Annotated in this window: 22 protein-coding genes, 1 tRNA gene and 6 pseudogenes; 13 read left to right on the top strand and 16 right to left on the bottom strand. The window is 53.0% G+C overall.

The window, feature by feature from the left end; all coding sequences use genetic code 11:
• Positions 1 to 76: 76 nt before the first annotated feature.
• On the top strand, positions 77 to 2,308 hold the full coding sequence (katG, locus tag F3I47_RS09360; RefSeq protein ID WP_150028795.1) for a catalase/peroxidase HPI: 2,232 nt from the start codon (positions 77 to 79) through the stop codon (positions 2,306 to 2,308).
• Between the two features lie 435 nt (positions 2,309 to 2,743).
• Here the strand turns inward: katG and F3I47_RS09370 are convergent, their stop codons facing one another.
• Positions 2,744 to 2,983 (bottom strand): hypothetical protein, encoded by a 240-nt coding sequence (locus F3I47_RS09370; protein ID WP_150028793.1) that lies wholly within the window; start codon positions 2,981 to 2,983, stop codon positions 2,744 to 2,746.
• Positions 2,984 to 3,051: 68 nt separating this feature from the next.
• On the opposite strand from F3I47_RS09370, the gene F3I47_RS09375 reads away from it, so the two are divergent.
• On the top strand, positions 3,052 to 3,741 hold the full coding sequence (locus F3I47_RS09375) for a hypothetical protein (RefSeq protein ID WP_150041083.1): 690 nt from the start codon (positions 3,052 to 3,054) through the stop codon (positions 3,739 to 3,741).
• 362 nt (positions 3,742 to 4,103) lie between these two features.
• Here the strand turns inward: F3I47_RS09375 and F3I47_RS09380 are convergent.
• A tRNA-Asn gene (locus F3I47_RS09380) sits at positions 4,104 to 4,179 on the bottom strand.
• A gap of 332 nt (positions 4,180 to 4,511) precedes the next feature.
• Between F3I47_RS09380 and F3I47_RS09385 the strand changes: the two genes are divergently transcribed.
• Complete coding sequence (locus F3I47_RS09385) at positions 4,512 to 5,633, top strand: Gfo/Idh/MocA family protein (protein ID WP_046102163.1); 1,122 nt, start codon at positions 4,512 to 4,514, stop codon at positions 5,631 to 5,633.
• Positions 5,634 to 5,700: 67 nt separating this feature from the next.
• On the opposite strand, the gene F3I47_RS09390 is transcribed toward F3I47_RS09385, so the two are convergent.
• The 3 genes from F3I47_RS09390 to F3I47_RS09400 form a co-directional block, all read right to left on the bottom strand.
• Positions 5,701 to 6,531, bottom strand: a complete 831-nt coding sequence (locus F3I47_RS09390) for a glycosyltransferase family 8 protein (RefSeq protein ID WP_150028791.1) — start codon at positions 6,529 to 6,531, stop codon at positions 5,701 to 5,703.
• Positions 6,532 to 6,539: 8 nt separating this feature from the next.
• On the bottom strand, positions 6,540 to 7,922 hold the full coding sequence (locus F3I47_RS09395) for a D-arabinono-1,4-lactone oxidase (RefSeq protein ID WP_150028790.1): 1,383 nt from the start codon (positions 7,920 to 7,922) through the stop codon (positions 6,540 to 6,542).
• Positions 7,923 to 8,005: 83 nt separating this feature from the next.
• The gene (locus F3I47_RS09400; protein ID WP_009089375.1) at positions 8,006 to 8,638 is read right to left on the bottom strand and encodes a TetR family transcriptional regulator; all 633 of its coding nucleotides are present in this window, start codon (positions 8,636 to 8,638) and stop codon (positions 8,006 to 8,008) included.
• A 139-nt stretch (positions 8,639 to 8,777) separates the two neighbouring features.
• Between F3I47_RS09400 and F3I47_RS09405 the strand changes: the two genes are divergently transcribed.
• Positions 8,778 to 9,317 carry a DUF2058 domain-containing protein gene (locus F3I47_RS09405; RefSeq protein WP_046102161.1) on the top strand — a complete coding sequence of 180 codons (540 nt, stop codon included), beginning with the start codon at positions 8,778 to 8,780 and terminating at the stop codon, positions 9,315 to 9,317.
• A gap of 16 nt (positions 9,318 to 9,333) precedes the next feature.
• Here the strand turns inward: F3I47_RS09405 and F3I47_RS09410 are convergent, their stop codons facing one another.
• Positions 9,334 to 10,032 carry an RluA family pseudouridine synthase gene (locus tag F3I47_RS09410; protein ID WP_150028789.1) on the bottom strand — a complete coding sequence of 233 codons (699 nt, stop codon included), beginning with the start codon at positions 10,030 to 10,032 and terminating at the stop codon, positions 9,334 to 9,336.
• A 224-nt stretch (positions 10,033 to 10,256) separates the two neighbouring features.
• Here F3I47_RS09410 and F3I47_RS09415 point away from each other — a divergent pair, with 224 nt between their 5' ends.
• Positions 10,257 to 10,517, top strand: a complete 261-nt coding sequence (locus F3I47_RS09415) for a hypothetical protein (protein WP_150028788.1) — start codon at positions 10,257 to 10,259, stop codon at positions 10,515 to 10,517.
• Positions 10,518 to 10,738: 221 nt separating this feature from the next.
• On the opposite strand, the gene F3I47_RS09420 is transcribed toward F3I47_RS09415, so the two are convergent.
• Positions 10,739 to 12,661, bottom strand: a complete 1,923-nt coding sequence (locus F3I47_RS09420; protein WP_150028787.1) for a methyl-accepting chemotaxis protein — start codon at positions 12,659 to 12,661, stop codon at positions 10,739 to 10,741.
• A gap of 431 nt (positions 12,662 to 13,092) precedes the next feature.
• Here F3I47_RS09420 and F3I47_RS09425 point away from each other — a divergent pair, with 431 nt between their 5' ends.
• The 3 genes from F3I47_RS09425 (at position 13,093) to F3I47_RS09435 (ending at position 14,336) form a co-directional block, all read left to right on the top strand.
• The gene (locus tag F3I47_RS09425) at positions 13,093 to 13,323 is read left to right on the top strand and encodes a hypothetical protein (protein ID WP_370461973.1); all 231 of its coding nucleotides are present in this window, start codon (positions 13,093 to 13,095) and stop codon (positions 13,321 to 13,323) included.
• Positions 13,324 to 13,675: 352 nt separating this feature from the next.
• The gene (locus tag F3I47_RS09430; protein WP_150028785.1) at positions 13,676 to 14,029 is read left to right on the top strand and encodes a type II toxin-antitoxin system RelE/ParE family toxin; all 354 of its coding nucleotides are present in this window, start codon (positions 13,676 to 13,678) and stop codon (positions 14,027 to 14,029) included.
• Positions 14,030 to 14,033: 4 nt separating this feature from the next.
• Positions 14,034 to 14,336: a helix-turn-helix domain-containing protein gene (locus F3I47_RS09435; RefSeq protein ID WP_009089390.1), complete on the top strand. Its 303-nt coding sequence runs from the start codon at positions 14,034 to 14,036 to the stop codon at positions 14,334 to 14,336.
• A gap of 96 nt (positions 14,337 to 14,432) precedes the next feature.
• On the opposite strand, the gene F3I47_RS09440 is transcribed toward F3I47_RS09435, so the two are convergent.
• Positions 14,433 to 15,056, bottom strand: a complete 624-nt coding sequence (locus F3I47_RS09440; protein ID WP_223812707.1) for a hypothetical protein — start codon at positions 15,054 to 15,056, stop codon at positions 14,433 to 14,435.
• 299 nt (positions 15,057 to 15,355) lie between these two features.
• A pseudogene (locus tag F3I47_RS22490) lies at positions 15,356 to 15,625 on the bottom strand (integrase arm-type DNA-binding domain-containing protein); the annotation flags it as partial.
• Positions 15,626 to 16,154: 529 nt separating this feature from the next.
• Here F3I47_RS22490 and F3I47_RS09450 point away from each other — a divergent pair.
• A pseudogene (locus F3I47_RS09450) lies at positions 16,155 to 17,269 on the top strand (IS30 family transposase).
• Between the two features lie 120 nt (positions 17,270 to 17,389).
• On the opposite strand, the pseudogene F3I47_RS09455 reads toward F3I47_RS09450, so the two are convergent.
• The 5 genes and pseudogenes from F3I47_RS09455 to F3I47_RS09475 form a co-directional block, all read right to left on the bottom strand.
• Positions 17,390 to 18,441 (bottom strand): annotated as a pseudogene (locus tag F3I47_RS09455) (IS3 family transposase).
• A 161-nt stretch (positions 18,442 to 18,602) separates the two neighbouring features.
• Positions 18,603 to 18,734 (bottom strand): hypothetical protein, encoded by a 132-nt coding sequence (locus F3I47_RS22615; RefSeq protein ID WP_255467567.1) that lies wholly within the window; start codon positions 18,732 to 18,734, stop codon positions 18,603 to 18,605.
• Between the two features lie 9 nt (positions 18,735 to 18,743).
• A complete protein-coding gene (locus F3I47_RS09465; protein ID WP_047062999.1) occupies positions 18,744 to 20,087 on the bottom strand; it encodes an enolase C-terminal domain-like protein in 1,344 nt (447 codons plus the stop codon).
• Positions 20,065 to 21,417, bottom strand: a complete 1,353-nt coding sequence (locus F3I47_RS09470) for an MFS transporter (protein WP_047955839.1) — start codon at positions 21,415 to 21,417, stop codon at positions 20,065 to 20,067. Before F3I47_RS09470 ends, F3I47_RS09465 begins: the two co-directional genes overlap by 23 nt.
• A gap of 220 nt (positions 21,418 to 21,637) precedes the next feature.
• A pseudogene (locus tag F3I47_RS09475) lies at positions 21,638 to 21,953 on the bottom strand (IS110 family transposase); the annotation flags it as partial.
• A 338-nt stretch (positions 21,954 to 22,291) separates the two neighbouring features.
• Here F3I47_RS09475 and F3I47_RS22325 point away from each other — a divergent pair.
• A complete protein-coding gene (locus F3I47_RS22325) occupies positions 22,292 to 22,438 on the top strand; it encodes a hypothetical protein (protein ID WP_154400831.1) in 147 nt (48 codons plus the stop codon).
• 156 nt (positions 22,439 to 22,594) lie between these two features.
• Here F3I47_RS22325 and F3I47_RS22330 read toward each other — a convergent pair whose 3' ends face one another.
• Positions 22,595 to 22,843: a helix-turn-helix domain-containing protein gene (locus F3I47_RS22330; RefSeq protein WP_072057116.1), complete on the bottom strand. Its 249-nt coding sequence runs from the start codon at positions 22,841 to 22,843 to the stop codon at positions 22,595 to 22,597.
• Between the two features lie 147 nt (positions 22,844 to 22,990).
• On the opposite strand from F3I47_RS22330, the pseudogene F3I47_RS09485 reads away from it, so the two are divergent.
• Together F3I47_RS09485 and F3I47_RS09490 are read left to right on the top strand one after the other, a co-directional pair.
• A pseudogene (locus F3I47_RS09485) lies at positions 22,991 to 23,199 on the top strand (recombinase family protein); the annotation flags it as partial.
• Between the two features lie 258 nt (positions 23,200 to 23,457).
• Positions 23,458 to 23,673 (top strand): annotated as a pseudogene (locus F3I47_RS09490) (LysR family transcriptional regulator); the annotation flags it as partial.
• Positions 23,674 to 23,990: 317 nt separating this feature from the next.
• Here the strand turns inward: F3I47_RS09490 and F3I47_RS22495 are convergent.
• Complete coding sequence (locus tag F3I47_RS22495; RefSeq protein ID WP_052768067.1) at positions 23,991 to 24,191, bottom strand: helix-turn-helix domain-containing protein; 201 nt, start codon at positions 24,189 to 24,191, stop codon at positions 23,991 to 23,993.
• 443 nt (positions 24,192 to 24,634) lie between these two features.
• Here F3I47_RS22495 and F3I47_RS09500 point away from each other — a divergent pair, with 443 nt between their 5' ends.
• Positions 24,635 to 25,225, top strand: coding sequence for a TetR family transcriptional regulator (locus tag F3I47_RS09500; RefSeq protein WP_047063004.1), 591 nt, complete (start codon positions 24,635 to 24,637; stop codon positions 25,223 to 25,225).
• Positions 25,226 to 25,390 lie beyond the last annotated feature (165 nt).

Raw genomic sequence — 25,390 nt, forward strand, 5'->3', positions numbered from 1 at the left:
ATATAGGATAAGACAGGTGTGCCTTCCTGAAAATCCTCTATAGAGTAGCGATGAAAATACAAAAAGAGGTGTGACCATGAGCAATTCCATTGATGAAGATGCAAAAGATGCAAAGCCAATCGTCGAAGCCGACCGTGAAGCTGATCGCGAAGCACCAGCGGGCAAATGCCCCTTTCATGCAGGGAAGTCAGCGCAGCCAAATCAGGCGCCGGGCGGCGGAACAACGAACCGTGACTGGTGGCCTAATCAGCTGCGCGTTGACCTGCTGAATCAGCACTCATCCCGTTCAAACCCCCTTGATGAATCCTTCGATTACCGCAAAGAATTTGCAAAACTAGACTACTCAGCGCTGAAAGCGGACATCAAAGGGTTGCTCACGGAGTCACAGGCCTGGTGGCCCGCTGACTGGGGCAGCTATATCGGTCTCTTTATTCGTATGGCCTGGCACAGCGCCGGAACCTATCGCTCCGTAGACGGACGTGGTGGTTCAGGTCGTGGTCAGCAACGTTTCGCTCCGTTAAACTCCTGGCCGGACAACGTCAGCCTGGATAAAGCCCGCCGCCTGCTGTGGCCGGTAAAACAGAAGTATGGTCAGAAGATCTCCTGGGCCGACCTCTACATCCTGGCGGGTAACGTCGCGCTGGAAAATTCCGGCTTCCGCACCTTTGGCTTTGGTGCGGGACGTGAAGATGTCTGGGAACCGGATATGGATGTGAACTGGGGCGAAGAAGCGACCTGGCTGGAACATCGTCATCCGGAATCGCTGGCGCAGTCACCGCTTGGCGCGACCGAGATGGGTCTGATCTACGTGAACCCGGAAGGCCCGGAACACAGTGGCGATCCCGCCTCTGCCGCCCCGGCTATTCGTGCCACCTTTGGCAACATGGGCATGAACGACGAAGAGATCGTGGCACTGATTGCGGGTGGCCATACGCTGGGTAAAACCCATGGTGCCGCTCCGGCCAGCCATGTCGGTGTCGACCCGGAAACCGCTCCGATTGAAGCGCAGGGTCTGGGCTGGGTCAACAGCCACGGCAGCGGCGTAGGTGCCGATGCGATTACCTCTGGCCTGGAAGTGATCTGGTCGCAAACGCCTACCCAGTGGAGCAACTATTTCTTCGAGAACCTGTTCAAATATGAGTGGGTGCAGACGCGCAGCCCGGCAGGCGCTATCCAGTTTGAAGCGGTCAATGCGCCGGAAATTATCCCGGATGCCTTTGACACGGCGAAAAAACACAAGCCGACCATGCTGGTGACCGACCTGACGCTGCGTTTTGATCCGGAATTTGAAAAAATTTCGCGTCGCTTCCTCAACGACCCGCAGGCGTTCAACGAAGCGTTTGCCCGTGCATGGTTTAAGCTGACGCACCGTGATATGGGGCCGAAAGCGCGCTACATCGGACCTGAAGTACCACAGGAAGATCTGATCTGGCAGGATCCGCTGCCTGCACCGGTTTATCATCCGACCGTCGCGGATATTGCGCAGCTGAAAGAGAAGATTGCCGCATCCGGCCTCAGCGTCAGCGAGCTGGTTTCCGTTTCCTGGGCCTCGGCGTCAACCTTCCGCGGTGGCGACAAACGGGGTGGTGCCAACGGTGCCCGACTGGCACTGCTGCCGCAGCGCGAGTGGGACGTTAACGCCGTTGCGGCGCGCGTGCTGCCGACGCTGGAAGCGGTTCAGCGTGAAGTGAACAAGGCTTCGCTGGCGGATGTGATTGTGCTGGCTGGTGTGGTCGGGGTTGAGCAGGCGGCGAAAGCGGCAGGCGTGACCGTCGACGTGCCCTTTACGCCAGGACGTGTCGATGCGCGTCAGGATCAGACCGACATTGAGTCGTTCAACCTGCTGAAACCGCGTGCCGATGGTTTCCGTAACTACGGCACCGGCTTCGGCAAAACCACCACCGAAAACCTGCTGATCGACAAGGCGCAGCAGCTGACCCTGACCGTGCCGGAGTTAACGGTACTGGTTGGCGGGATGCGTGCTCTGGGCGCTAACTTCGATGGCAGCCAGCACGGCATCTTCACGGACAAAGTGGGTTCGCTGAACACGGACTTCTTTGTCAATCTGCTGGATATGCGCACCGAGTGGAAGGCTGCCGATGCGAGCAACGAGTCCTTCATCGGACGCGATCGCGTCAGCGGTGAAACCCGCTACACCGCGACCCGCGCCGATCTGGTGTTCGGCTCCAACGCGGTGTTACGCGCCTCGGCGGAAGTTTACGCCAGCAGCGACGCCCGTGAAAAATTCGTCAAAGACTTTGTGGCCGCCTGGACCAAAGTGATGAATCTGGATCGCTTTGAACTCTGATAGCTCTAAAAGCTGAAACCTGGCTGCACCTCAAAGGTCGGAGACCCGACTGAGTAGGGTGCAGTTTTTTTTGCCTCTCATCTCAGGCTGGTCAGGATGTTCCGGTAAAAGGAGAGTGGAAAATTCCCGCCGGTGGCGTTGCATCCCGGTGCGGAGGCTTGAGTGGAATTCCAGAAACTGTGCAATCCGGCTTTACTCAAATGAATGTTTAATTTACAGAACTCTGGGCGCAGAAATCCACTTCAGCGCTTTTTTTTATTTTTAGTGGCCCTGTAGATACTAATCGCTCCACCTGTCACTATTGTAAGCAACGTACATAAAAACCAGTAATCAGGAATGACAAAATAGTAGAACAGGAAAAGGCATATAGCGATGACATGCGCACTGATGTAGCCAAGCTGGCCCCTGATGAATGCTGAAAAAAAACTCATCATTTCACCTTTTAAATTTTGAATAAATCAAGCCAGAAATAATAAGAGCAACCAAAGCTGAAAATAAAACCAGCAGCGCAACAAGGGTTTCCAGAGAGGCATGAAGACCCAGGAAGCTTAATTTATCCATTAAACTGATAACAAAGTCAGCAGTCAATAAGCGGAATACAAATTCAAAGAGCAGCACAACTAAAAGAATAAAAGAAAAAATAAAAGTAAGAGCAGTAAAAGTCCATTTCTTCAAAGTAAAATCCTCATGATATAGTATGCAAACTATCATGTACTTTTTACCACAGGAAAGGAAAGCCTACAATGTCTGTATCATCAATAGTGAAGTTCAGAATGAATAATGACAGGAGTGCAGCCGAAGCGCTCGAGCGGGCCATGTATGGGGTAGCGCAGAATAATAAAAGCGTGTTGCAGGATGTTAAATCAGGGGTTGAGAGAGCGTCGTGGTACAGCTCATGCCTTTTTGATAAGTACGCGGGCGAGTGCGCTATTCTTAAAGAAGAAGACAAACGGTTTCTGAAAAATATATTTGAAATATACAAAAGACAAGACATCATTCGTGACATGATGAAAATGTATTTTAACGAGGAGCTAAAAAATATAAGTAATAGCCAGATACAGTCTCTTGATATGGTGCTGACAAAAAAGATAGCTGACTATTATGGTGGAAAAGCAACTAAAATTTCAATTGCAAATTCACTATCAATAGTCATAGTCAATTCCTTTAATTTCAAGGCTGAAGTAATGACTCAGTTAAATAACTATGCATTGCTCATCGTTACTGTGGCGTCTCTTTATGGAAAGGTTCAGGTGGCTGCATTGGCAGCAAGGAATTTAAAAATAATATCCCCAGCACTTTATACGGTTCTCTATAATAATAATATGGAAATGCTCTACTTCCTTGTTAGTGAGAGAATAAATAAAGCCTTAATAAAATCTATGGGTTTGCGTGGGGAAGATCGTATTGTCTCAATTATTAAAAACCTGACGTAACCATAAAACCTTACTCTGAGTCTGACCCGGCAGAAGTCCTGCTACAGGTGTTTCTGACGAACGTCATATGCAGCCTGTGGCACCAGATTTTGTAAGCGACTTTGCGTCGGCTTTATGGCATCGCGGAATGGTCGGCGCATCGTCAGCATTAAGATTACTGAAGTCCGTCCTGTCAGCAATTCCGACAACGTTTTTTGTCAGGCAGCTGATGAGAACAGGTAAGCCGGGTCAGGTCAGGATCACTTTTATCCGTTAAAGAGGTAGCCTGGCATGGTTTAACAGCAGTGACTTTGAGAGGAAGGTGGGTGCGATCGTTATAAAGCAAAAAAGCAGATATCCGAAGATATCTGCTTTTTCTAAGCTGGCTCCTCTGACTGGACTCGAACCAGTGACATACGGATTAACAGTCCGCCGTTCTACCGACTGAACTACAGAGGAATCGTTTGAACGGGGCGCATAGTAACGGCCACGCTGAGCCATGTCAAAGCTCTTTTTCATAAATCTGCGCGACTGCTGAAATAGTCGCCAGTACGGCGTTTAATACACCAGAAGAAGTCCGTCAGACGCTGAACGGGGTGTCACAGCCCGTGCGGCAGACTGAGGTATTTATGAGGTGTTTTACCGTTCTACCTCTCTTGCCAGGCGGCACGAGGCGTGGTTTGCCCGGATAGTTTTTTACTGCCGTCACAAAGTTTTCATTACGCCTTTGTCAGCAGATAAAACGAAACGTAGATTTCATTTCAACCCTGAAATGAATATCCGGAGCTGAAATGAAACAAGTCCGAATCGGCATGATCGGCAGTGGTTATATCGGGCGCTGCCATGCGATTGCTTATGCTCAGGCCCCGACCGTGTTTGCGCTGAAAGGTGAGATCGTGCGGGAGATGCTGGCCGAGGTAAATCCAGAGCTGGCGGCCCGTCAGGCAGCCACCTTTGGCTTTGCGCGTTCCACGGGAGACTGGCGCGAGCTGGTCAGCGATCCCGCCATTGATGTGGTGGATATCTGCGCGCCCAATTTTCTGCACAAAGAGATGGCGCTGGCGGCGATACGCCACGGCAAGCATGTCTACTCAGAAAAACCGCTGTCCTTAAGCGTGGCGGATGCGCAGGAGATGGTAAGCGCTGCGCAGGCGGCAGGGGTGAAAACGCTGGTCGGCTTTAACTACATGAAGAACCCGACCAGCCAGCTGGCGAAAGAGATCATTGCCCGCGGAGAAATTGGCGAGGTGGTCCATTTTTACGGCACGCATAACGAGGATTATCTTGCCAGACCGGAGACACCGCTCGACTGGCACTGTCAGAAAGCGCTGGCAGGGCTGGGTGCGCTGGGCGATCTGGCGGCGCATATCGTCAACATGGCGCACTATCTGGTCGGTGATATTGCGGAAGTCAGCGGTGACATGATGACGGTCATCACCGCACGACCCGACCCGAAAGCGCCCGGACGTCAGTTACCGGTGGAAAACGAAGATCAGGCCAGTGCGCTGCTGCGCTTCCGCAATGGCGCGCACGGCGTCATTGAAACCTCGCGTATCGCCTGCGGCGCGAAAATGGGCCTGACCTATGTTGTGACCGGGACCAAAGGCACGCTGCGTTACACCCAGGAGCGCATGGCTGAACTTGAGCTTTATCTGCATGACGAGCCCGCCGGGCGACAGGGATTTAAAACGATCCTGACGGGACCCGCCCATCCTGACTATGCGAACTTCTGTGTTTCAGCCGGACATGGCATCGGCTTTAACGACCAGAAAACGGTAGAGGTCCGCGATCTGATTAACGGTATCGCGGCGGACGACCGCATGTGGCCCGATTTTGCCGAGGGGTTACAGGTGCAGAAGGTGCTGGAAGCGATCGCGCACTCTGCTGAGCAGCGGCGCTGGGTGGAAGTGTAACGGCAGATCAGGAAGAGTGCAGATAAGAAGGGGGCAGGGCGGGAAGAGAGCTTCCCGCCCTTTAAAATCAGATCAGGCCGCTTTTCTCCCACCACAGCTTATCCAGCGCATAGAAGCGATCGCGCTGGCTCTCAGGCTGGTTAAGATCGCGCTTCCACGGCTTGGCCAGTATGTAGTGCAGGTTTTTCACCTCATCGTCCTGCCAGAGCCCGCGGTGCTGGAACGGCAGCGTTTTCAGCGCATTGTAGATATAAGAGAGCGGCTTCCAGCGGTCGGCAAAGATTTCATTCAGCAGGTCCTGCTCCGAGAAAGGATAGGCGCTCAGGTCATCAATGGCGGCAATACGTTTTTCCATCGCCTCAAACACCGCATTATCGGGCTTCAGCACCAGAAAACCACCGTTGAGGTAGAGATCCACACTCTGTGGCGCAGCTTCGCCGCGTGCCTGCCAGGTGTAGTGACACTGCTCCGGCTGCCATTCCGGCGGATAGGAGGCGATCTGGTTGGGATTGCAGCGGCAGGCGTGGCAGGCCGCCAGCAGATTGTCACCCAGATCCAGAGTAAACAGCTCATCCATGTTCTGCAGCACGAGCATGTCCGCATCCAGAAAAACGACGCGCTCGTAATCCGTCAGTTGCCAGGCGCGCAGCTTGGTCCAGACCTCGCCGAACTGCGCCGAGGCGTAGTGCTGATCCAGATCTTCACGCGGATAGAGTGGCTCAACCGGCTCAATCACGCAGCCTGCATCCTGCAGACGCTGACTGTCCGCCTCAGAAATGGCGGGAGTCGTCATCACCACCAGTGGCCACTGGCTGTGGCTCTGTTGCAGCGAACGGTGCAGCGCTTGTACGCCCACCAGATAATCGGGTTGTGTTAACAGCGTTACCCAGGCAAACATGGCTTTCCTCAGTCAAAAAGTGGCGTGATGTAGTCGTTACCCAGTCGTCCCTGTGGGTCGAGCTGGCTGCGCAGGGCGCGGAAGGCGTCCCATTGCGGATAGATCTCACGCCAGTTGTAGCGTTCTTCATCGTAATACTTGCCCCAGTGCGGGCGTCCTCCCTCTTCGGCCAGCAGTTTCTCCACCTCCGTCAGGAAGTGCAGACCCTCCTGCGAAAGCGAACCATCGTCGGCGTAATAGACGACAAAGCCGAAAAAACAGGTGGGCTGATCGGCGGCCGGGCTGAGCCAGGCCGAGGAGGCGCCGGTGCAGCGCAGAATAATCGGGTAGTGCATATGCGGCCGGTTCTCTGCATACCATTGCTTTATCCGGCGGATGATGGCTGGCGTTTTTGCCAGCGGGACGCCGATCTCTACGTTGATCTGTGGCACCGCAATGCCCCGGCAGAAGAGCTGATAGATGTCACCGGTAACATCTGTGAAGTCGCGAAAACGGGTCACGGTGCGAAACTGCTTGCCGCCTTTACCCTGAATCTGGGTATCGCGGTGCATGTGCGCCAGGGTCTGATCGATCGTCTCGTTCAGACTGTCATCCGCTTCGCCCTCATGCTCGACCACTTTGCGCCCCTGCTGCTCATAGCGCTGGCGCTCCTCCTCGCTGGCTTCATGGGCGTTCCAGACATGCATCAGATTGTCGTCAACGAACCACCAGGCTTTGCTGAGAGGGTAATCGTTGTTCCAGCACAGCAGATCCTCTTCCAGCGTATCGGCAGAGACCGCGTTCTTATGGCAGGTGAAGATGCGGTATGGCCCGGTGCGCAGCGTCACGGCGGTGACAATACCCAGCGCCCCCAGAGAGACCTGAGCTGCCGGGAAATCCGCGTCGCCCCGGACAAACTCGCGCACGCTGCCGTCGGCCAGCACCATGCGGATGGCCAGTGCTTCATCGGCAATCGAACTCTGCTGCAATCCCTGGCCGTGCGTGCCGGTGGCCATCGCCCCTGCCAGGGTCTGAATGGCAATCACACCCGGCGACGACGCCAGCATGCGGTTCATGCGGGTCAGAGTGCGATAAACCTGATCCAGCGGGGTGGCTCCCCCGAAGGTCACGCTATCCTCATCGCTGGCAAGCTGACCGCTGAGCGCGCTGAGGTCGAGCAGTAAATCATCTTCACTGACGTGCAGCATCCGTCCAGGGGAGAGCTTGCTGCCGATGACCCGAATCTGGCCGCGTGACTCCCGGATAAGCGTCTGTAATTCCGCTTCGCTGGCGGGGCGCTGAACCTGATGACGGCTGCCGATTTTAGCGTTCTGCGCCCAGTTCCAGAGCGCATCATCATCGGGTTCAACATGAGTCTGGCGAAGCGGATAGAGGCGTGCGTCTCTGCTCACAACAGCGTTCCTTTTATGGCAATTTAATGACGAATGTTTACTAAGCGTAGACCATGGGTAAGCGAAGCCAGAGTGGTGAGCAATTATTTGCGGATATAGCGCAGTGTGGCGGTGACAGCGAGCTGACGATTGCGCCGGATACTCTCTTCTTCGCTGTTATCCGGACTGAAGAGGGCATTGAAGGTGTAGCGGTTTGAGACGTGATGAACACAGATACTGCTGATCAGACGATGAACGTCGATGGTCTGCACATCGGCGATAAAAACGCCCTCCTGCTGACCGCGGGCCAGGATGTCATCCAGCAGATCCAGCGCGCTGCGGTTAAGCGCTTTAATCTGCGGTGACTGCGTGATGTAGCGACCGCGCAGCAGGTTCTCACTGCAGACCAGCCGCATAAAGTCGGGATGGGCAACGTGGTAATCGAAGCTCGCTTCCACCAGGCGGGTCATGGCCAGCTCCGGCGTCATGGCGGCCAGGTTCAGATCGGTTTCATGCGCGCGTATCTGCTGATAGACCTGCTCCAGCACTTCGATATAGAGCTGCTCCTTGCTGCCAAAGTGATAGACCACCATGCGTTTGGTGGTCTGAGCGTGTTCGGCGATCTGCTCCAGTCTGGCACCCTGCATACCAAACTCTGCGAAGGTTTTCAGTGCGCCTGCGATAATGCGTTTTTTCAGCCCTTCCGGGTCATTTTTGCGTTTCGTAATTTCGGACATGGTGCTCAATAAGGTGATTCTGACCGGGGAATGGTAGCACAGTGTTGAGGCGTAGCCCGCAATCGCGGCGTCAGCCTGGCACAGCCTGAAAGATTACAGGTATAATCCCGGACAATATTTAACAGATTCAGAGACGACAATGACAAAACTCACCTTACAAGAGCAGATGCTGAAAGCAGGCCTGGTATCCAGCAAAAAAATGGATAAGGTTCAGCGCACAGCGAAGAAATCCCGGGTTCAGGCGCGTGAAGCCAGAGCGGCGGTCGAAGACAACAAAAAAGCGCAGCTTGAGCGCGATAAGCAACTTAACGAGCAGCAGAAACTGGCCGTCCTGTCGAAAGAGTACAAAGCACAGGTCAAACAGCTGATCGAAATGAACAAAATCGAGGTGGCAAAAGGCGACATCAGCTTCAACTTTACCGACAACAACCTGATTAAAAAAATCGTGGTGGATAAGCTGACGCAGACCCAACTGATTAATGGCCGTCTCGCCATTGCCCGCCTGACTGCTGACAAAAATGGCGAAAGCCAGTACGCCATTATCCCGGCCAGCGTGGCGGATAAAATTGCCCAGCGTGATGCCAGTGCTATCGTCCTGAACAGCGCATTGAGCGAAGACGTACAGGACGAAGATGATCCCTATGCCGATTTCAAAGTACCGGACGACTTGATGTGGTAACCGCGGACTGAGGCAGTCAGAAGGGGCTGGCGGCTGAGACGTGTAGAGGCTCACCGCTGACCGGATGTGTAAACGCTAATCCACTGGCGTGCAGCATCAGCCTCTCCGCCTGCTCAGCGCCCGGCAGCACCTGCCCGCCATAGAGATCACAGCCCAGAATCGGGTGCCCCAGCTGCTGACAGTGAATGCGCAGCTGATGGGTACGCCCCGTTTCCGGCGTCAGCTCAACCCGTGTAACCGCCACCTCCATTCCTTCTCGTCCCTGCCAGTGGCCGCGCGCGATAACCCGGAAGCGCGATCTCGCAGGCTTGCCCTGAAGCGGGCAGATTGTCATGCGGGGAAACTGCGCCGGATCTTTCGCGATGGCGGCATCAATCACACCTTCATCCTCAGCCAGATGGCCGCACAGCAGCCCCTGATACGTTTTGCTCACGCTGCGCTGGCTGAACTGCTGACTGAGCGCCGCGTTGATCGCTTTATTCAGCGCGACGACCATCAGTCCCGAGGTGCCAAAATCGAGCCGGTGCACCAGCGTACAGCCCGGAAACAGTCTGACCAGCCGGTGATGCACTGAATCGAGGTTTTGCGGATTCTTACCGGAAAGGCTGAGCAGCCCGCTGGGTTTATTCACCACCAGCAGATGATCATCCTGAAACAGAAGGGTGATCTCGTCATGGCAGGGCGGAGCAATAAACGTATCGACAATGGCAGACATAGTAAAACCGGACGATGAAGGGCAGAGGATCATAACCGATTGTGTGTTGAGTGACGACTCCCGGTCTGGCAGGGCAGAGACACAGTGAAGGGATGGCAAAAAAACATTTAGTATTTTGTTCAGCAACTTGCGCGATTTTTAGTGATAAATTCGGGCAGTTCTCTCTTTTACGACTACAGTCTCTGGTGAGGTTGTTTTCAATTCGTACCAATGGAGGATTTTCTGTGTTAATTCAAAACGACGAGAAAGGCCACGTAATTATTGGCGAAGCGGCACTGAGCCTTGCCCTGGGTGAGAGGGAAATCAGTATCGCATCACTCTTTACTCAACTGGGATACATGGCGAAATCCGAGAGCAACCCCGACCGGCTGACGCAAATCTCCGAGGCCCGAAGCTGGCTGAGCAGTTTTACGTCACCGGCGATTGCCCAGCAACAGGTGCCGTATCTGCAGACACTTACAGGCCTGAACGACGAACTGAACTAGCAGCAACTGAACTGACACCAGTGGACGTAGTCCGGCTCCGGCCGGAAAACGACGAAGCGAATAACCTCACAGGTTGCGCGAAAGCGTATACCGGCCGGAGAAACTGTCATGGACGACACTCCTCTCGCCAGACCCTATTTATCTCCCCGCCCGCGTTATTCAGCCTGAACGATCATCGCGCAGCCAGCCCTGTTGATCAGGACTGGCCAGACGATACCCAGTTAAAAACTTTCCCAGCTGCTCTCTGCAGAAGCCTTAAGCGGCACGGCCGGAACAAGGCGAGGCGCTGAAGCAGGCGCGGGGCGGCTGACGGCGTGCTGAGCACCAGAGAGGCGGAACACCGCCACCGTTTTTTCCAGCTCCTCTGCCTGTGCTTCCAGTGAACTCGCTGCTGCAGAGGACTCTTCAACCAGTGCGGCGTTCTGCTGGGTCGTCGTGTCCATCTCGGCCATCGCCACGGCGATCTGGGAGATGCCCCGGTTCTGCTCGTCCGAGGCCGCAGCGATTTCGCCCATGATATCTTTCACCTGACTGACGGAGCGGACGATATCATCCATGGTGGACCCCGCGCGTTCTACAAATCCGGACCCTTCACTGACCCGGTCCAGTGACTCCCGGATCAGCGTCTCAATCTCTTTGGCCGCCAGCGCGCTGCGCTGTGCCAGATTTCTCACTTCACCCGCGACCACTGCAAACCCGCGTCCCTGTTCACCGGCACGTGCGGCTTCGACCGCGGCGTTGAGCGCCAGGATATTGGTCTGGAAGGAGATGCTGTTGATGACGTGAATGATTTCACCAATTTTGCCGGAACTCTGGCTGATGCTGTTCATTGTCACCGTCACATCACGGATGATCTCGCCACCGCGACCGGCATTCACCGACGCCTCTGTCGCCAGCTGACTCGCATGATGCGCATTTTCCGCATTCTGTTTAACCGTCGACGACAGCTCTTCCATACTGGCTGCGGTCTGGACCACGGCCGCAGACTGCTGTTCTGTACGGGAGGAGAGATCGGTATTGCCTGCTGCGATTTCCGCTGAGGCACGTGCCACGCTGCTGACGCCGTCACGCACGTTGGTGATGATGTTCTGCAGGCTGCTGTTCATGGCATCGACCGCCAGCATCAGCTGACCGAATTCATCTCCACGTGTTGTGGTCAGTGAGGTGGTTAAATCTCCCCCGGCAATACGCTGCGCGGCGCTCAGCGTCTCTTTCAGAGGCTGGGTAATGCTGCGGGTGATCCGCCAGGCGATCAGCAGACTCAGTACCACGCAAATCAGTGCGGCAAAAGCAATGCGCCACTCTGCCTGTTTGATAAATTCCGCAGAGAGCTGTGACTGGAAAGCGAATGTATCGGAAACCGCCGCATTAAGACGCTCAGCGCTGGTGGTCAGACCCGCCGACTCACTTTTCTCTTTCTCTGCAGCATCGACATAGCGCGTTAGCGCCTCGCGCTGCTGCGCAAGGGTGCTGAGGACCGTGCGGGACACTTCGTTAATTGCAGGCTGTGCAAGGCTGTCCAGCTGCTCACTCAGCGTGGTGATCGCCGTGAACTCCTCAACGACTGACTCTCTGCTGGCCTGAGAGGGTTTATCCAGAAACGCCTGTTCAATGTTTGCGGCATCAAACAGCGCGGCGGCCAGACGCATGACGGGTAATCCGGCATCAGGGGTCAATGCCAGATCCAGCGACTCCGACTGATGCGCAAGGGCAATCAGGGCATCCGGTTTAATGGCATCAAAGGCGTGGGATGTGGTCTGTGCGGCGGTGACAAATTTCTGTCGCTGCTTCTGATAATCGTTAAGCAACTGCCCCATCAGCGCGACTTTCTGCTGACCGAGTTCGTCCCACTGAAAGCCACTGAGGCGTTGATACAGCGTATCCAACTCCTTCAGCGCCTGTACGTTACGGGCGGCAAATTCAGGATCTTTAGTGTACTGGTAGAGCGTGCGGTTAAGGCGCGCATTACTTAAGGTGTTTACCATCTGAACGGTGATGGTGCGTCGTGCCGAGTTATCTTTGATACGACTGAAGCAATCGAAAGCGAGCCAGGTAATAGCCAGAGAGGCGGCGATGACGATGATAAAACCGGCACCCAGTTTTTTCCCAATTTTAATACTGGAGATGTGTTGAGCAAGGCCCATAAGTTTCACCTTTAATGAGGTTTCTGAAGCGGGAGAGAGGCGATTAAATAATCTCTGTCATCTTCTTCTTATCGTCAGGGTGGGGTGAAGCTTTAATAAAAATTATATATTTCAGTTTATCTTCTTAATTAGAATGCCATTGTTTTCCCTGGAAACTATCGGCCTGCTAATCTTCAGGGGGAAACCTTAATGTCATTGATATTAAAATCAAATGGGAATGTCTGATGCAGGTGATGCCGTTACATTAATTTGAGAAATTTTTATTGATTAAGATCAATTTATTTACTCTTTTAAAGATAATATGTCAGGCAGGCTAAGGGATTTGTTACGCAGAGCTGATTAATGCAGGTTGTTTAACTCACCTTTACGCACGCGAGCTTACATGAATGTCAGACTATAACTTTTACACCAGGGGCAGACACACGGTTGCAGTGAATCGATCAGACGTCACCCGTGCCGTCGCGCTGACGGAGCAGGGGTATAAAAAACAGTTTGAGGAGGTCCGCGCCCCTGATGAGCAGCAGGCACTGACACGGCTGGCAGATATGCGCAGAAACCAGGATATCGATCAGCATAACTTCCTTGCCAGTGCGGCGACGATGCCATTGATCGGTGTACTGACCGCGCTGGCAACTTTGCTGTTCTGGCGAAAAAAGCGCTGAAGTGAACCGGCTGCATTTTGCACAAGCCGGATAAAGAGAGAGCATAGCGTCAGTAAGAAGGCGCATATTCTGCAACCGCTTACCTTCCAGTTTCAAACCCTCCCGATTTATAAGCCCGCTCAGTCAGCCCGAGCGGGCTTTTTCATTTAGTGTAGCCATCCCCTGAGCCGCACCCTTATCTGATCCGACGTGGGTCGCAAAACAGTGAAATTATTATGCGTTCTTCACTGATAAGGCGGAATACCTCTCGCTGTTCGCGCCAGGGACGCATGCATTCCGGCTGATTCTGCATCACACTCCATTATCGCTTTACACCTATATAGCCCCTGAGCTATATTGATAAGGATATCTTGTGTGGCTGGTTAAAACGACCGACAGGTTTGATCGCTGGTTTAGCTTACTTAATGACACCGACCGTGCCTGTGTGCTGGCTGCATTAATGGTATTGCGGGAGAAAGGGCCGGGCCTGGGAAGACCTTATGCAGATACGCTCAGAGGTTCAGCCTATATCAATATGAAGGAGCTGCGTATTCAGAGCCGGGGTGATCCAATCAGGGCATTTTTTGCATTTGACCCGAATCGTACTGCGGTCGTGCTCTGTGCCGGAAATAAGGCCGGCAGCGACAAACGCTTTTATCGGGAGATGCTTCCGATTGCCGATCGGGGATTCACACACTGGCTGAACACCTTTAAATATAGGGAGTAACGTGATGGGCAGAACGCTGGAACAGCTTATTGCGGATGAAAAACCGGACGTCGTTGCTGACGCTGAGGGGAAGGCAACGGATATCCTTCTTAACATACACCTTGCTGAACTGCGCGAAAAAGTGCAGAAAACGCAGGTTGAAATGGCGGAAGCGCTGGGCATCAGACAACCTACCGTTGCCGGAATGGAGAAACCAGGCCGTGACCTGAAGCTCTCAACCCTGAAACGCTATGTTGATGCGGCAGGCGGTAAACTGCGCCTGGTTGTGGAACTGCCGGACGGCTCACACTACGGGTTTGAGGTGTAATCCTCCCGCCCTGGATGACCTCCCGTATTGCCCGGAGAGAGAAAGCAAAAAGCCCGCTCAGGTTTCCCCGAGCGGGCTTTTCTGAAAGGCTGATATTTAGTTCGATGTGATCTGACTAATAATCACACCCTTAATACTTTTGTTTTCAAAAAAATACTGGAGGCAGTTCATTTGAGTAAAATCGCCATAGTTTTTTGTGTTAGTACAGTACTGGACTATATTGCCATCTGATTTGTTCAGGAAGATTGACGAGATCTTTTCAAATGAAGCATCCAGCAAAGGTGTTCCCTTGATTGTAATGCTCAAATGACCCTTATAAGGAGAGCAGTTTCCTTGTTGCTCTGCCCTGGCAATGGCAATTGATGTTAAATCCCCATGTCCCATCTCATTATCAGAGATAAACCAGTAGTTAACACCTTCAGAAGCGAGGCACAGCCACGATGCATGGTTGTCTTGATTAACAGTCACGCCAGTCGTTTTTGCCATGTCTGTAAGCCTGCTTAATTCCATTGTATAGATATTATCTCCGACAATAATATCCGGCACTAAGCTTTTGTGAGGGTCGTAGTCAGGGATGGATAAATCGTCCTGGTAGTAGCTGGCACCAAAACCTTCCATCTGCGTAGCCGTCGCAACGCAGGATGTTACGCAAAGAGCAAAGAGGAGATATTTCATTTCACCTTTATCCTTTCCATGGGTCAGAGTGAATAATCTTGCCATCCAGATATGCCACGTGATTTTCTCGTAAGCTAAATCTGCATATTTAAAATAAGCACATCTTCATAAATAAACCGGAACAGCCATTCGACAAACTCCCTTGTCAGGATAAAGAGAGAATTATCTTCCTGATTCTCTTAAAAGGTAAAATGTTAATCAATTATTAATTGATAAAGCTCAATTAAATGCTGAGTGATACGCGAAGAAAGAATAACAGACTCATATAAAGAGCATCTGCGCTTTCATTTTCTGCCACGCCCTGTATGAAAAACTTCTTTATCTCCCCTCGCCGGAAAGGCTCAGGTTTCAGGGCGCTTCCATACGGAATCACCCGAATCATTTGACCATTTTGTTTTCGTGTCAAACCCGGCTTTGGCCACTATAGCGAAGCAGCGTGTCTTATCACATCTGGCCTTTAGCTCTTCAACCTCTGCCTGCTTCTTTGCATCAGGGTCGATGCCTGGTGCATGAAGCCTTGTGGCCTCACCAGGCCGTTGTCTTGCACCAGCAAGTGAAACAGCAGGGTGAACACCGACAGAGAAGATATTTTGCTCTGATATCAGTCTGTGCCATGAAAGCTTCCCCTCGTTTGTTGCTTAAAGGGGAAATCGAACCCGCATTCCCAGCATTTTTATCATCAAAGGATAGGGCTTTGAGTGGTTTTTAGTGAACGAGGGTGAACGTTTAAGAAGGGATAACCCATTGCCAGAAAGCAAAAAACCAGATGTCAGCAGACATCTGGTTTCTTTAATTTGGCTCCTCTGACTGGGATCACCTTTGCCAGTAACTGGCTAATAAGGAAGCTAAACTTGAATCTTCATCCTGTCAAGACCACCAAAATGACCACCATTAGTTGTGGGTTAAATAAATCTGTTTATAGGCATTCAATGTTCCCTAATTGTGGCGCTGGGAAGCCTACTTGTGCGGTCGTACCTGCTATAAAAATAGTACTGACTGAGGCCAATAAGACTTGTTAGCAAAAAGCGGTTTGTTCGCTTTTTGCTGTGAGTTCAACGGGTCGATGCAACGCTATCCTTAATCAAGGGGGACGTTGCCATGAAACGAAGAACGCGGATTTACTAAACGTCGGAACAGAAAGCGATTATCCAAGACAGATACAAACAAGGTGATTCCGTGCATGATATCGCCAGAATGTTCGACAGATATCATTCTTCTATTATGCCCACTATCCACCAGACTGGTGGATACCGTCCCCCTGTCGGAAAGCGGCACCCGTTAGCGCTTTCACTTGATGAAAGAGAGGAAATATCCAGAGCGCTTGTAGCAAAAATCAGCATCAGAGCGATCGCAAACAAACTATCGAGAGCTCCCTCAACGATTAGCCGCGAGATTAAGAGGCACGGTGGTGCAAAACAATATCGTGCATCAAAAGCGGATGCTGCTGCGTGGGAAAATGCTCTGAGACCAAAACCTTGCAAGCTAATTGAAAGACCTACACTTTGTAAAATCATCGCAGAGAAGATGCATCAGGACTGGTCGCCGGAACAAATCGCCGGTTGGCTGAAACGCTGTTATCCGGATAATCAGGAAATGCATGTGTTACATGAAACGATATATAAAACGCTTTTCATACAAACTCGGGGGGCATTAAAAAAAGAACTGCAGCAATGCCTCCGAAGCGGAAGAGCCGTGCGTAGATCCAGAACGTCATCGCTTAAAGGGAAAGGATTAGGATCAATCTCGAATGCGGTACAGATAAGCGAGAGGCCACCTGAAGCCGCAGACAGAGCCATACCGGGTCACTGGGAAGGTGACCTGATCCAGGGCTCGAAAAACTCCTGTATCGTCACCCTCGTAGAACGCCATTCCCGCTTTGTTATGTTGGCCAAAATCAGGGACAACAAGACCATAACCGTTATATCTGCACTCATCAGGCAAGCCCGGGGATTACCTGTTGAGCTTTATAAAACATTAACCTGGGATCGAGGAGCTGAAATGACCAGCCACACCCGATTTACTGTAGCTACAGACATCCAGATTTACTTCTGTGATCCTCAATCTCCCTGGCAGGTGGCTCAAATGAAAATACGAATAGGTTGCTCAGACAATATTTTCCAAAGAGAACTGACTTATCGATTCACAGCCAGCAGAGACTAAACAGCGTTGCCAGACAGCTCAACGAAAGACCGAGAAAAACGCTAGACTATGAATCACCCGCAGAACGGTTCAATCAGTGTGTTGCATCCATCAGTTGAACTCACAGCTCATAGAGGATTTGACCTGCCCCCGGTATTAGATACAACCGTCAGTCCATAATGTCGGTTTGTTGAACCGCTCCCCGTATGTGATCCATTCATAATCAGGAATAACTGGCTTCATTCTGGCTGCATATTCTGGCAACCGGCAGATTTTACGGCAAATTCGGAGGGGGTCATCCAGCCCAGCGCAGAATGGGGACGACTTTGGTTATAGTGTATGCGCCAGGCTTCGATTTTGCACCGCGCATCCTCCAGGGACATGAACCAGCTCTCGTTCAGACATTCCTGTCGCAGCCTGCCGTTGAAGGACTCTACCGTCGCATTGTCCGTCGGCGTTCTGGGGCGTGAGAAGTCGATACGGATACCCCGTTCATACACCCAGCTGTCCAGCATTTTCCCCGCAAATTCAGAGCCGTTGTCGGTTTTCAGCATCTGAGGTAACGGACGCCTGAGCTCTATGCTGTTCAGCATTTCCGCCACTTCTGTTGAACGCAGATTCTGCACCACGCAGATCCCCAGGCATTCGCGGGTGTACAGGTCTATAACCGTCAGCAGGCGTAGTCGCCTTCCGTCAAACAACGCATCAGAGACAAAATCCATGCCCCAGACGTGATTCGGATACAGCCCCTGAGGCTGCGGCTGTCGCCGCTGTGCGGATTTATTACGGCGTGGACGCTTGGGGCGCAGCGACAGGCCCTGTTCACTGTACAGGCGGCAAATGCGTTTGTGGTTATCACGCCAGCTTTCCCGCCTGAGCATCACGTGTACCCTGCGGTAGCCATGGTGAACCCTGGTTTAGGTAATCTCCCTGATGCGCAGGCGCAGCGCACTGTCGTCTGCCGCAACGGAATGGTACCGGAACGAGCTGCGGCTGAGCCATAGCGCAAAACAGATTTGTCTTTCGCTGGCACCGTATCGGGCCTGTAAATCCCTGATCCATTCGCGCAGGCGTGCCAGCGTCAGTTCTTTTTTGCCAGCACGTCCTGCAGCATAGCCTTGTCGAGGCTGAGATCGGCCACCAGTTTCTTCAGACGCAGGTTTTCCTCTTCCAGCTGGCGCATGTGCTTTAGTTCTGAGGGTGAAATGCCACCGTATTTCTTACACCAGGTGTAAAACGTGGCGTCGGAGATGCCCAGCTTGCGGCAGACGTCCGGTACGGACATCCCCAGCTCGGCCTGCTACAGGGCAAAGACAATCTGCTCTTCGGTAAATCGTGACTTTTTCATCGGCACCACCTCCGTTCAGGGGAGTGTTTATCATGCCGGAATTCTGTTTCTGAATGGAGCAGGATTTTGGGTCAGTGTCACCCCAGCAGTTGCAGCGCGTCGGTTTACTCGTTCAGCGCGTAGCGTGCGATGGTGCCATCACTGGCTTCTAATATGTAGACAAAAGTTTGCGCCAGCAGTGGCGCGCTGGCGGCAATCGATGCCATGAGCGCCACCGCACGTAATATTCTCTTCATTTCGCTTCCTTAGCGAACCATTGACGGACGTTTGGCATCATAGCGCCAGTTATCAATTAAAAATTGCATCCCCAGCGCATCGTTTCGGTTCTTATCCGGCAGCGCGTTGTAAAGCGCATGCGCCTCCTCGACGCGTTCCATATTCAATTCGATGCCAAAACCCGGGCCTGGCGGTAATTCCAGATAGCCATCGCGGATCTGCGGCGGTTGATGCGTCAGTTGCTGGCCATCCTGCCAAATCCAGTGAGTATCAAAGGCGGTCTGACGATCGCCAGGCGCCGCTGCGCCCAGGTGCGCCACCATTGCCAGTGAGATATCAAAATGATTATTGGAGTGGCAGCCGGTGGTCAGCCCCCATTCGTTGCACAATTGCGCTATCACGTTGGCATTGCGCATCGTCCAGAAGTGCGGATCGGCAAGCGGAATGTCGATGGCGTTAAGTTGCAGCGCATGATGTAATTGGCGCCAGTCGTTAGCAATCATATTGGTCGCGACCGCCACGCCCGTGGCGCGACGGAATTCGGCAAGCGTTTCCCGCCCTGAATACCCTTGCTCAGCACCACAGGGATCTTCCAGATAGGGCACCTTTCCTGCCAACTGTTTACCAAAGCGAATCGCCTCATCCAGCGACCAGCTGGCATTGGGGTCGACAGTGACGCGCGCGCCGGGAAACCGCGCCAGTAGCGCTTCAACCGTTTCCACTTCCGCTTCGCCTGCCAGCACGCCGCCTTTTAGCTTGAAGTCACGAAAGCCGTACTGCTCCACTGCCGCTTCCGCCAGCCGTTGAACGCCAGCGCTGTCCATTGCCGCCTCATGACGCAGACGGAACCAGCCATCCGCCGCGTTATCGCCCGAGCGGTACTGCATTGTGGTGCGCTTGCGATCGGCGATATAGAACAGATAACCCAGCACCGGAATACGCTCACGCTGTTTGCCGCTGGCAAGCAGATCGGCGACCGGCAGGTTAAACAGCTTGCCTTGCAGGTCTAGTAGCGCGGCCTCAATCGCCGCCGCAGCGTTATAAAACTTCTCCGGATTCATCTGCGGAATGTGGATGTCGTTGGTGTGTGAAGTGTGCTTCTGACGCGCCTCACTGTTGAAAAGCTGGCTCAGCGTGGCATTCAGGCGCAGCAGCGAGCTGCCTACAATCAGCGGGCGAAACTGCTCCAGCAACTGCAACGTCGAGGCATGACAGGGCGTTTCGCCCACCCCGGTATGCCCGGCAGAATCGGTGAGGATCACGATAATGCGCGTGAAGAAGCAGTTATGGGCACCGCCGATATTCAAAAGCATGCTGTCATAACCAGCAACTGGGACGATGCGCATGGTATTAATGACTGGACTGTCTGACATGAAGTCTCTCCTTGTGACCTAAAGCGGGGGGAACAGGTTTGGTGCGCAGCAACAGCCACAGGCCGGTCACCACGGACACGCTGGTCAGCGCGTAGAGGCCGCCGGTGGTGCTGCCGGTGTGCATCTCCAGATAGCCAAACACCGTGGGTGCGAAGAATCCGCCAAGGTTGCCGACAGAGTTGATCATCGCAATGCCCGGTGCCGCTATCGAGACGGGCAGTTCGCTTTGCGGCATCGGCCAGAAGAACGCGGCACTGACTTTGGAACCGATGCAAGCCACAATCATCGCCACAAAGCCAAACCACGGCGTGCCAAGCGTGGCCATAAAGGTGCCGCATGCGGCGATCAGCATGGCGATGCCCAGCCCTTTCTCCAGCTTATCGCGATAACGGTCGGTGGCTTTGCCCAGCAGAAACAGCGCAACAATGGCGAAGAGCCACGGGATGGCGGTCAGCAGTCCGGATTCGAAACTGTTGAACCCCTGAATACGCTGGATAATTTGCGGCAACCAGAACACCAGCGTGTAACCGGTCATGGTCATGGTGAAGAAGATCAGGCAGTAGAATATAAGGCTGCGATCGGTGATCAATCCCCAGCGTCCCTGTGTGACGGCACGCTCGTCACGCGTCGCGTCTTCAATTGCCAGTTGCTGCGCGAGCGCCTGTTTTTCCGCGTCGCTGAGCCATTTCGCCCCTTCTGGCTTCGATACCAGTACAAACGCCGCCAGCAGGCCGATCACTATCGATCCGCCGCCTTCCAGAAACATGACCCATTTCCAACCCGCAAGTCCGCCGACATCGTGCATCATCAGGATTGCGCCGGTGAGCGGGCCAGAGAATAGAAACGCGCTTGCGGTTGCACTCAATACCATTGCGGTTGCGCGGCCTCGCCAGGCATTGGGCACCCACTGACGAAAATAGAACAGCACGCCAGGGAAGAAGCCCGCCTCCGCCACGCCAAGCAGGAAACGCAGCATATAAAAATGCATTGGCGTGCTGACGAAACCGGTAAGTACCACCACCGTTCCCCAGGTGATCATAATGCGCGTGAGCCACACCCTTGCGCCGAACTTCTTCAGCATCATATTGCTGGGCACTTCAAACAACGCATAGCCGATAAAGAACAGTCCTGCGCCTAAGCCGAAGGCCGCCGCGCTGATTCCGGCATCGGTTTGCAGCTGGGCTTTGACGAAGCCAATGTTGGCGCGATCAATCTGGTTAATAATAAGCATCAGCGCCAGCATCGGGATAATGCGGCGGAAGAATTTGCCAATCGCAGAAGCGATATGCGCCTCATGATCGGCTGATAATTCATGGCGTTGTTGTGTCATGCGTCACCTTCAGTGAGAGAAAAACACCGCTATAGTTATACGCAGCAGGGTTGGTGAGTAGTTATGTATTTTTGCCCTGGAAGGGTTAGGCAAATGCCATACAGTTATAAAATTTCATAAGGTTATGTAAATTCACGTCGAAGAGTTTCGTGCGGGTTTGTGCGCTGGCTCACTCAGGAGGTGATGTCCGCTTCACGCGCTGAGACATTCGACAAGCTTTTTATGGCTTCAGTAAGGGCGAGTTTCGCGCTTGGAGAGCCAGCAAATACTTTGCTTCGTCGTAACAGGTTCTGTTTTTCCAGCAGCTATAAATTATCCGGATCTATTTGAACGCCAGAGCTCGGATAGCGGATTGATGCGATTTTCCTTTTTCTCGCTGGCCCAGTACGATGAGTTAACCGTCTTCGCAGTCCATTCCACGAATGTCTGTCGGACGAACTTCGCACACTGCCAACGCCAGCGTAGTTTTGAATTTCTTCGGCGCTGTTGAAGCGGTCGCGGTTATCATCCAGTGCGGCAAGCATGCGCGGTCCCATAACTGAACAGTTGGCAACACAAAGCCTCGGAGCTTGGGAGTACAAAGAGAATGTCAACAGGTTGTGCAGGCAGTGTAATGTAATGCCAAAACAGGTCAGACCGTGGTTCACCAAACCTGATAAGACTTCCGAACGTTGAGTTCGCTGAGGTAATTGTGAGATGTGGGCCAGCGGATTTCATTAAGGCCCGCGGCAGAACAATTGCTGCATTAAGGCCGGCAATCGTCCTGTCCGTCATCAAGTACAATGCCTGGCAAACAACGGGAGGCGAGTCTTAAAGCTACGTTTAAGCCTAGTCAAAGTGAAATCATGGGGACTGTTCTTACTGAGCCAGAGCGATGCTAACTGAAGAACGCGCTAAACTGATACTGGCGCTGAGCGTATCGCTGCAGGCTTTATCAACAACTCCAGACGAAGGTGATTATAAAGGTAACGATGTCTTTGACAACGTGCGCGCGTTGGTTGATGCAGCAGGATTCAGATGAGTAACGGATGCAGCCGCTCTGTCAGTCGGCATAAGGCGCGCGGTTAATATATGCACGTCACAAAGCTCTGTTCAGGCTTTATAAGGCTGTATGTAAATTCTCGTTAATCAGGGAATATACTTATGTTTACCGGATATGCACCGTACTGCCGTGCTCTCAGTTAAACCGACTGGGCGTTTTACCGAAGCTCTGACGGAATACGTCAATATAGGCGCTGACGTTACTATAACCGCTCAGCGATGCGATTTCACTGACTGGCAATCCCTCTGACACCCAGCGCAGTGAAGCCACCACCTTTGCCTGCTGGTGCCAATGACTGAAACTCAGCCCGGTCTGCTGACTGAATAGACAGTTGATGCTTCTGATGCTGAGCCCCGCTTCATGGGCAGGCTGTTGCTGATCCATTATGCAGGCCGGCTGGCTCAGCAGCTTGTCTGCAACGCTGCGCGCCCTGCGTTCTGTTGGCAGCTTCAGCGCCAGCGGCAATTCCCGACAACGGAGTGTTTCATAGCCCAGCAGCGTCAGAAGGGGGTTCGTGTATTCCTCAGGGAAGCCAGTGACAAGCTTGTTTTTGGAATCTTTGCCGCACAGGCGGAGTTTGAGCGAGAATTGATTGCCGAGCGAACAACAGCAGGTCAGGCCTCAGAAGGGACCCGAGGGAAGAAGGGGCGGCCTAAAAAATGACGCCAATAAAATCGCTACCGGCAATGGCATTAATAGGACGGCCAGAAACGAAAGTCAGTACATTATGCCACGAACTCAGGGGGTGAAAGTACGCTTAGTTTTCTTGCTCATTAAGTCATTTGTTTTGTGTTGAATGAGAATATAACCTTTAATCAGGTGGCCAAATTTTCTATGCCACTACAATCAGAGCTTCATTGAGGAATTCAGGTGTGTGTAATTTACGGGGCTTTTTGCTTATTGATAATGATCTTGTCATGAGTCCCTCTGGTTGAGAGTTTTCTCACTTAGTCCCGTGTCCACTATTGCAGGGTAGGATTAATCGAGGGAAGTGTCCCTCGCTGGATCTGATGCTTACATTGGACGGCGCAGGCTATGGCATCGGCTTGATGACTGCGACCAAGATCCCGGTAAGCCAACGATCGGATGTCGTTATCCGTCACCTGGCAGTCGAATCGGCTTTGACTATTTACTTGCTTCGCTCCGAGAACAACCGCTTGTCTGTTTCACTAGAGTGGCTTATCGATCGTCTGCGCGATGGCTTGGGCGAATAAATTTCCTGCAAACCGGTCTCAAGAATCCGCAGCAGACTGTGTATTCCTTTTCGAGCTTCTCGCTGTTGCCACGGAGGCCGGTGAACGAGCCACGGCTGGGGCGGGAAACCACTGCCACATTCCACAGCCATGAAGTGTCATGCGCGGTCGGAGTAACGTGCGGTACCCCGATAAAACAGATCATTCTATCCATCCACGGCACTCGAAGATGCCGTTGCTCTCGATCAACTGAGCCGGAGGTTGCGTTCAGCTATGTAGCGCCTCGGTGAAGTGCCGAGTGATTTGCGGAACATAGTCACAAAGTTACCGGCACTTTCTTAACCCAGACTATCGGCGACCTGTCGAACCGACATTCCAGTACTCAACCATTTCACCGCAAGAATGACTTGGATCTGCTGGCGCCAGCGTTCGAAGCTCATACCGGTTTCCTGAATAAGCAACCGTGCGAGAGTGCGTTCACTCAGGCCGACACGAATAGCCCAAGTGCGGACGGTCCCGCGGTGTATTGGGGCTTCCATGAGATCTTCTGCAGTCGCACATCGGGCGGCATTGGCAGGCGAAGATTCCCCCTTGGTACCACCTAAATTTCACCTAAAAGTAAACTAATCAGATGTGTTTCTGCCCTCTGGATAGAACATAGAGAAACTTGCGGAGCGGATCACTAGCTCACGTAACAATGGTGTCGCAGATATCGTGCAGAACTTCGACGGAAGACTCGAAGCAGCGCTTGAGTTGATGTAGGCGATTTAGCATTCGATTATACCTGCGGCCAAGATCTTGTGAAAGAAGCCTCCCGGCACATTGATCTCTGGTGCTAGCCGCGTCTCCCGGTCGGTCTTTATAAACCTTCATTATATGGCAGCAATGAAGCGCTTCGAAGCGTCGGTTTAGAGCAAACCAGATGCCTTATGGCACTAAGTGCCTTATTGTCACTTGGTGCCAGATATGACAGAATACTCTCATGGCAAATAAAAATCCCGGCCTTCGCGAAAGGCACAAAGAGAGCACCCGGAGGGAGCTATCCAACCTCGGGCTTGAGTTGTTTCTGAAACAGGGCTTTACCCACACGACCATCGAACACATCGTCGAGCCGCTTGGTGTGGCTAGGCGTACGTTCTTTCGCTACTTCAAGACTAAAGAAGATCTGATCTTCCTGTGGCACGACGAGAAGACGCATGAGCTGGTCGATGAATTGCGGGGGCGTCCCGACCACGAGGGGCCACTGGATGCGGTCAGAGAGACGCTGGCCACGACGCTCCTGCGGTATGACGCCAATCCTGACATGGCTTTTGCACTGGTGCGCCTGCTGAAGGAAACGCCGGCTCTGCTCGCCAAGGGATGCGAAAAGCGGATGGATCGGGAGGTGTCGCTCGCTGCCGCACTCGTGGAACGAGAAAGCGAGACCGGGCTGAGCATGCTCAAAGCGCGCATCATCGTGGGCGCGGTGACGTCCGCATGGACGGCTGCCCTTGACGAGTGGTATGCGGATGGCGGCAGGCAGAACCTGCGCTCCATCGTGGCCAGGGCGTTTTCATTGGTGGGCGAACTGTGATGGCAGCTATGCACGTCTTGTCGGGCCATCAGCAACGCTATCGTCCCCGGCTCATGACGAGCGTGCTGGTCGCTGCGCCTGGCCCTGGTCCCAGCCAGACCAGATGCGCTCAATGGCCCGGGGTCAACGGCGCGGTGTCGCGAGACAAATCGCAAACCCAGACAG

The sequence above is a fragment of the Pantoea sp. M_10 genome (genome assembly GCF_008631515.1).
Classification (GTDB): domain Bacteria; phylum Pseudomonadota; class Gammaproteobacteria; order Enterobacterales; family Enterobacteriaceae; genus Pantoea; species Pantoea anthophila.

What these genes read in the sequence shown, in the direction of transcription:
- katG (WP_150028795.1), top strand. Translation starts at nt 77, where the DNA reads ATGAGCAATTCCATTGATGAAGATGCAAAAGATGCAAAGCCAATCGTC.
- F3I47_RS09375 (WP_150041083.1), top strand. Translation starts at nt 3,052, where the DNA reads ATGTCTGTATCATCAATAGTGAAGTTCAGAATGAATAATGACAGGAGT.
- F3I47_RS09385 (WP_046102163.1), top strand. Translation starts at nt 4,512, where the DNA reads ATGAAACAAGTCCGAATCGGCATGATCGGCAGTGGTTATATCGGGCGC.
- F3I47_RS09390 (WP_150028791.1), bottom strand. Translation starts at nt 6,531, where the DNA reads ATGTTTGCCTGGGTAACGCTGTTAACACAACCCGATTATCTGGTGGGC.
- F3I47_RS09400 (WP_009089375.1), bottom strand. Translation starts at nt 8,638, where the DNA reads ATGTCCGAAATTACGAAACGCAAAAATGACCCGGAAGGGCTGAAAAAA.
- F3I47_RS09405 (WP_046102161.1), top strand. Translation starts at nt 8,778, where the DNA reads ATGACAAAACTCACCTTACAAGAGCAGATGCTGAAAGCAGGCCTGGTA.
- F3I47_RS09410 (WP_150028789.1), bottom strand. Translation starts at nt 10,032, where the DNA reads ATGTCTGCCATTGTCGATACGTTTATTGCTCCGCCCTGCCATGACGAG.
- F3I47_RS09420 (WP_150028787.1), bottom strand. Translation starts at nt 12,661, where the DNA reads ATGGGCCTTGCTCAACACATCTCCAGTATTAAAATTGGGAAAAAACTG.
- F3I47_RS09435 (WP_009089390.1), top strand. Translation starts at nt 14,034, where the DNA reads ATGGGCAGAACGCTGGAACAGCTTATTGCGGATGAAAAACCGGACGTC.
- F3I47_RS09440 (WP_223812707.1), bottom strand. Translation starts at nt 15,056, where the DNA reads ATGGCAAGATTATTCACTCTGACCCATGGAAAGGATAAAGGTGAAATG.
- F3I47_RS22615 (WP_255467567.1), bottom strand. Translation starts at nt 18,734, where the DNA reads ATGAAGAGAATATTACGTGCGGTGGCGCTCATGGCATCGATTGCCGCC.
- F3I47_RS09465 (WP_047062999.1), bottom strand. Translation starts at nt 20,087, where the DNA reads ATGTCAGACAGTCCAGTCATTAATACCATGCGCATCGTCCCAGTTGCT.
- F3I47_RS09470 (WP_047955839.1), bottom strand. Translation starts at nt 21,417, where the DNA reads ATGACACAACAACGCCATGAATTATCAGCCGATCATGAGGCGCATATC.
- F3I47_RS22325 (WP_154400831.1), top strand. Translation starts at nt 22,292, where the DNA reads ATGCTAACTGAAGAACGCGCTAAACTGATACTGGCGCTGAGCGTATCG.
- F3I47_RS22330 (WP_072057116.1), bottom strand. Translation starts at nt 22,843, where the DNA reads ATGGATCAGCAACAGCCTGCCCATGAAGCGGGGCTCAGCATCAGAAGC.
- F3I47_RS22495 (WP_052768067.1), bottom strand. Translation starts at nt 24,191, where the DNA reads ATGGAAGCCCCAATACACCGCGGGACCGTCCGCACTTGGGCTATTCGT.
- F3I47_RS09500 (WP_047063004.1), top strand. Translation starts at nt 24,635, where the DNA reads ATGGCAAATAAAAATCCCGGCCTTCGCGAAAGGCACAAAGAGAGCACC.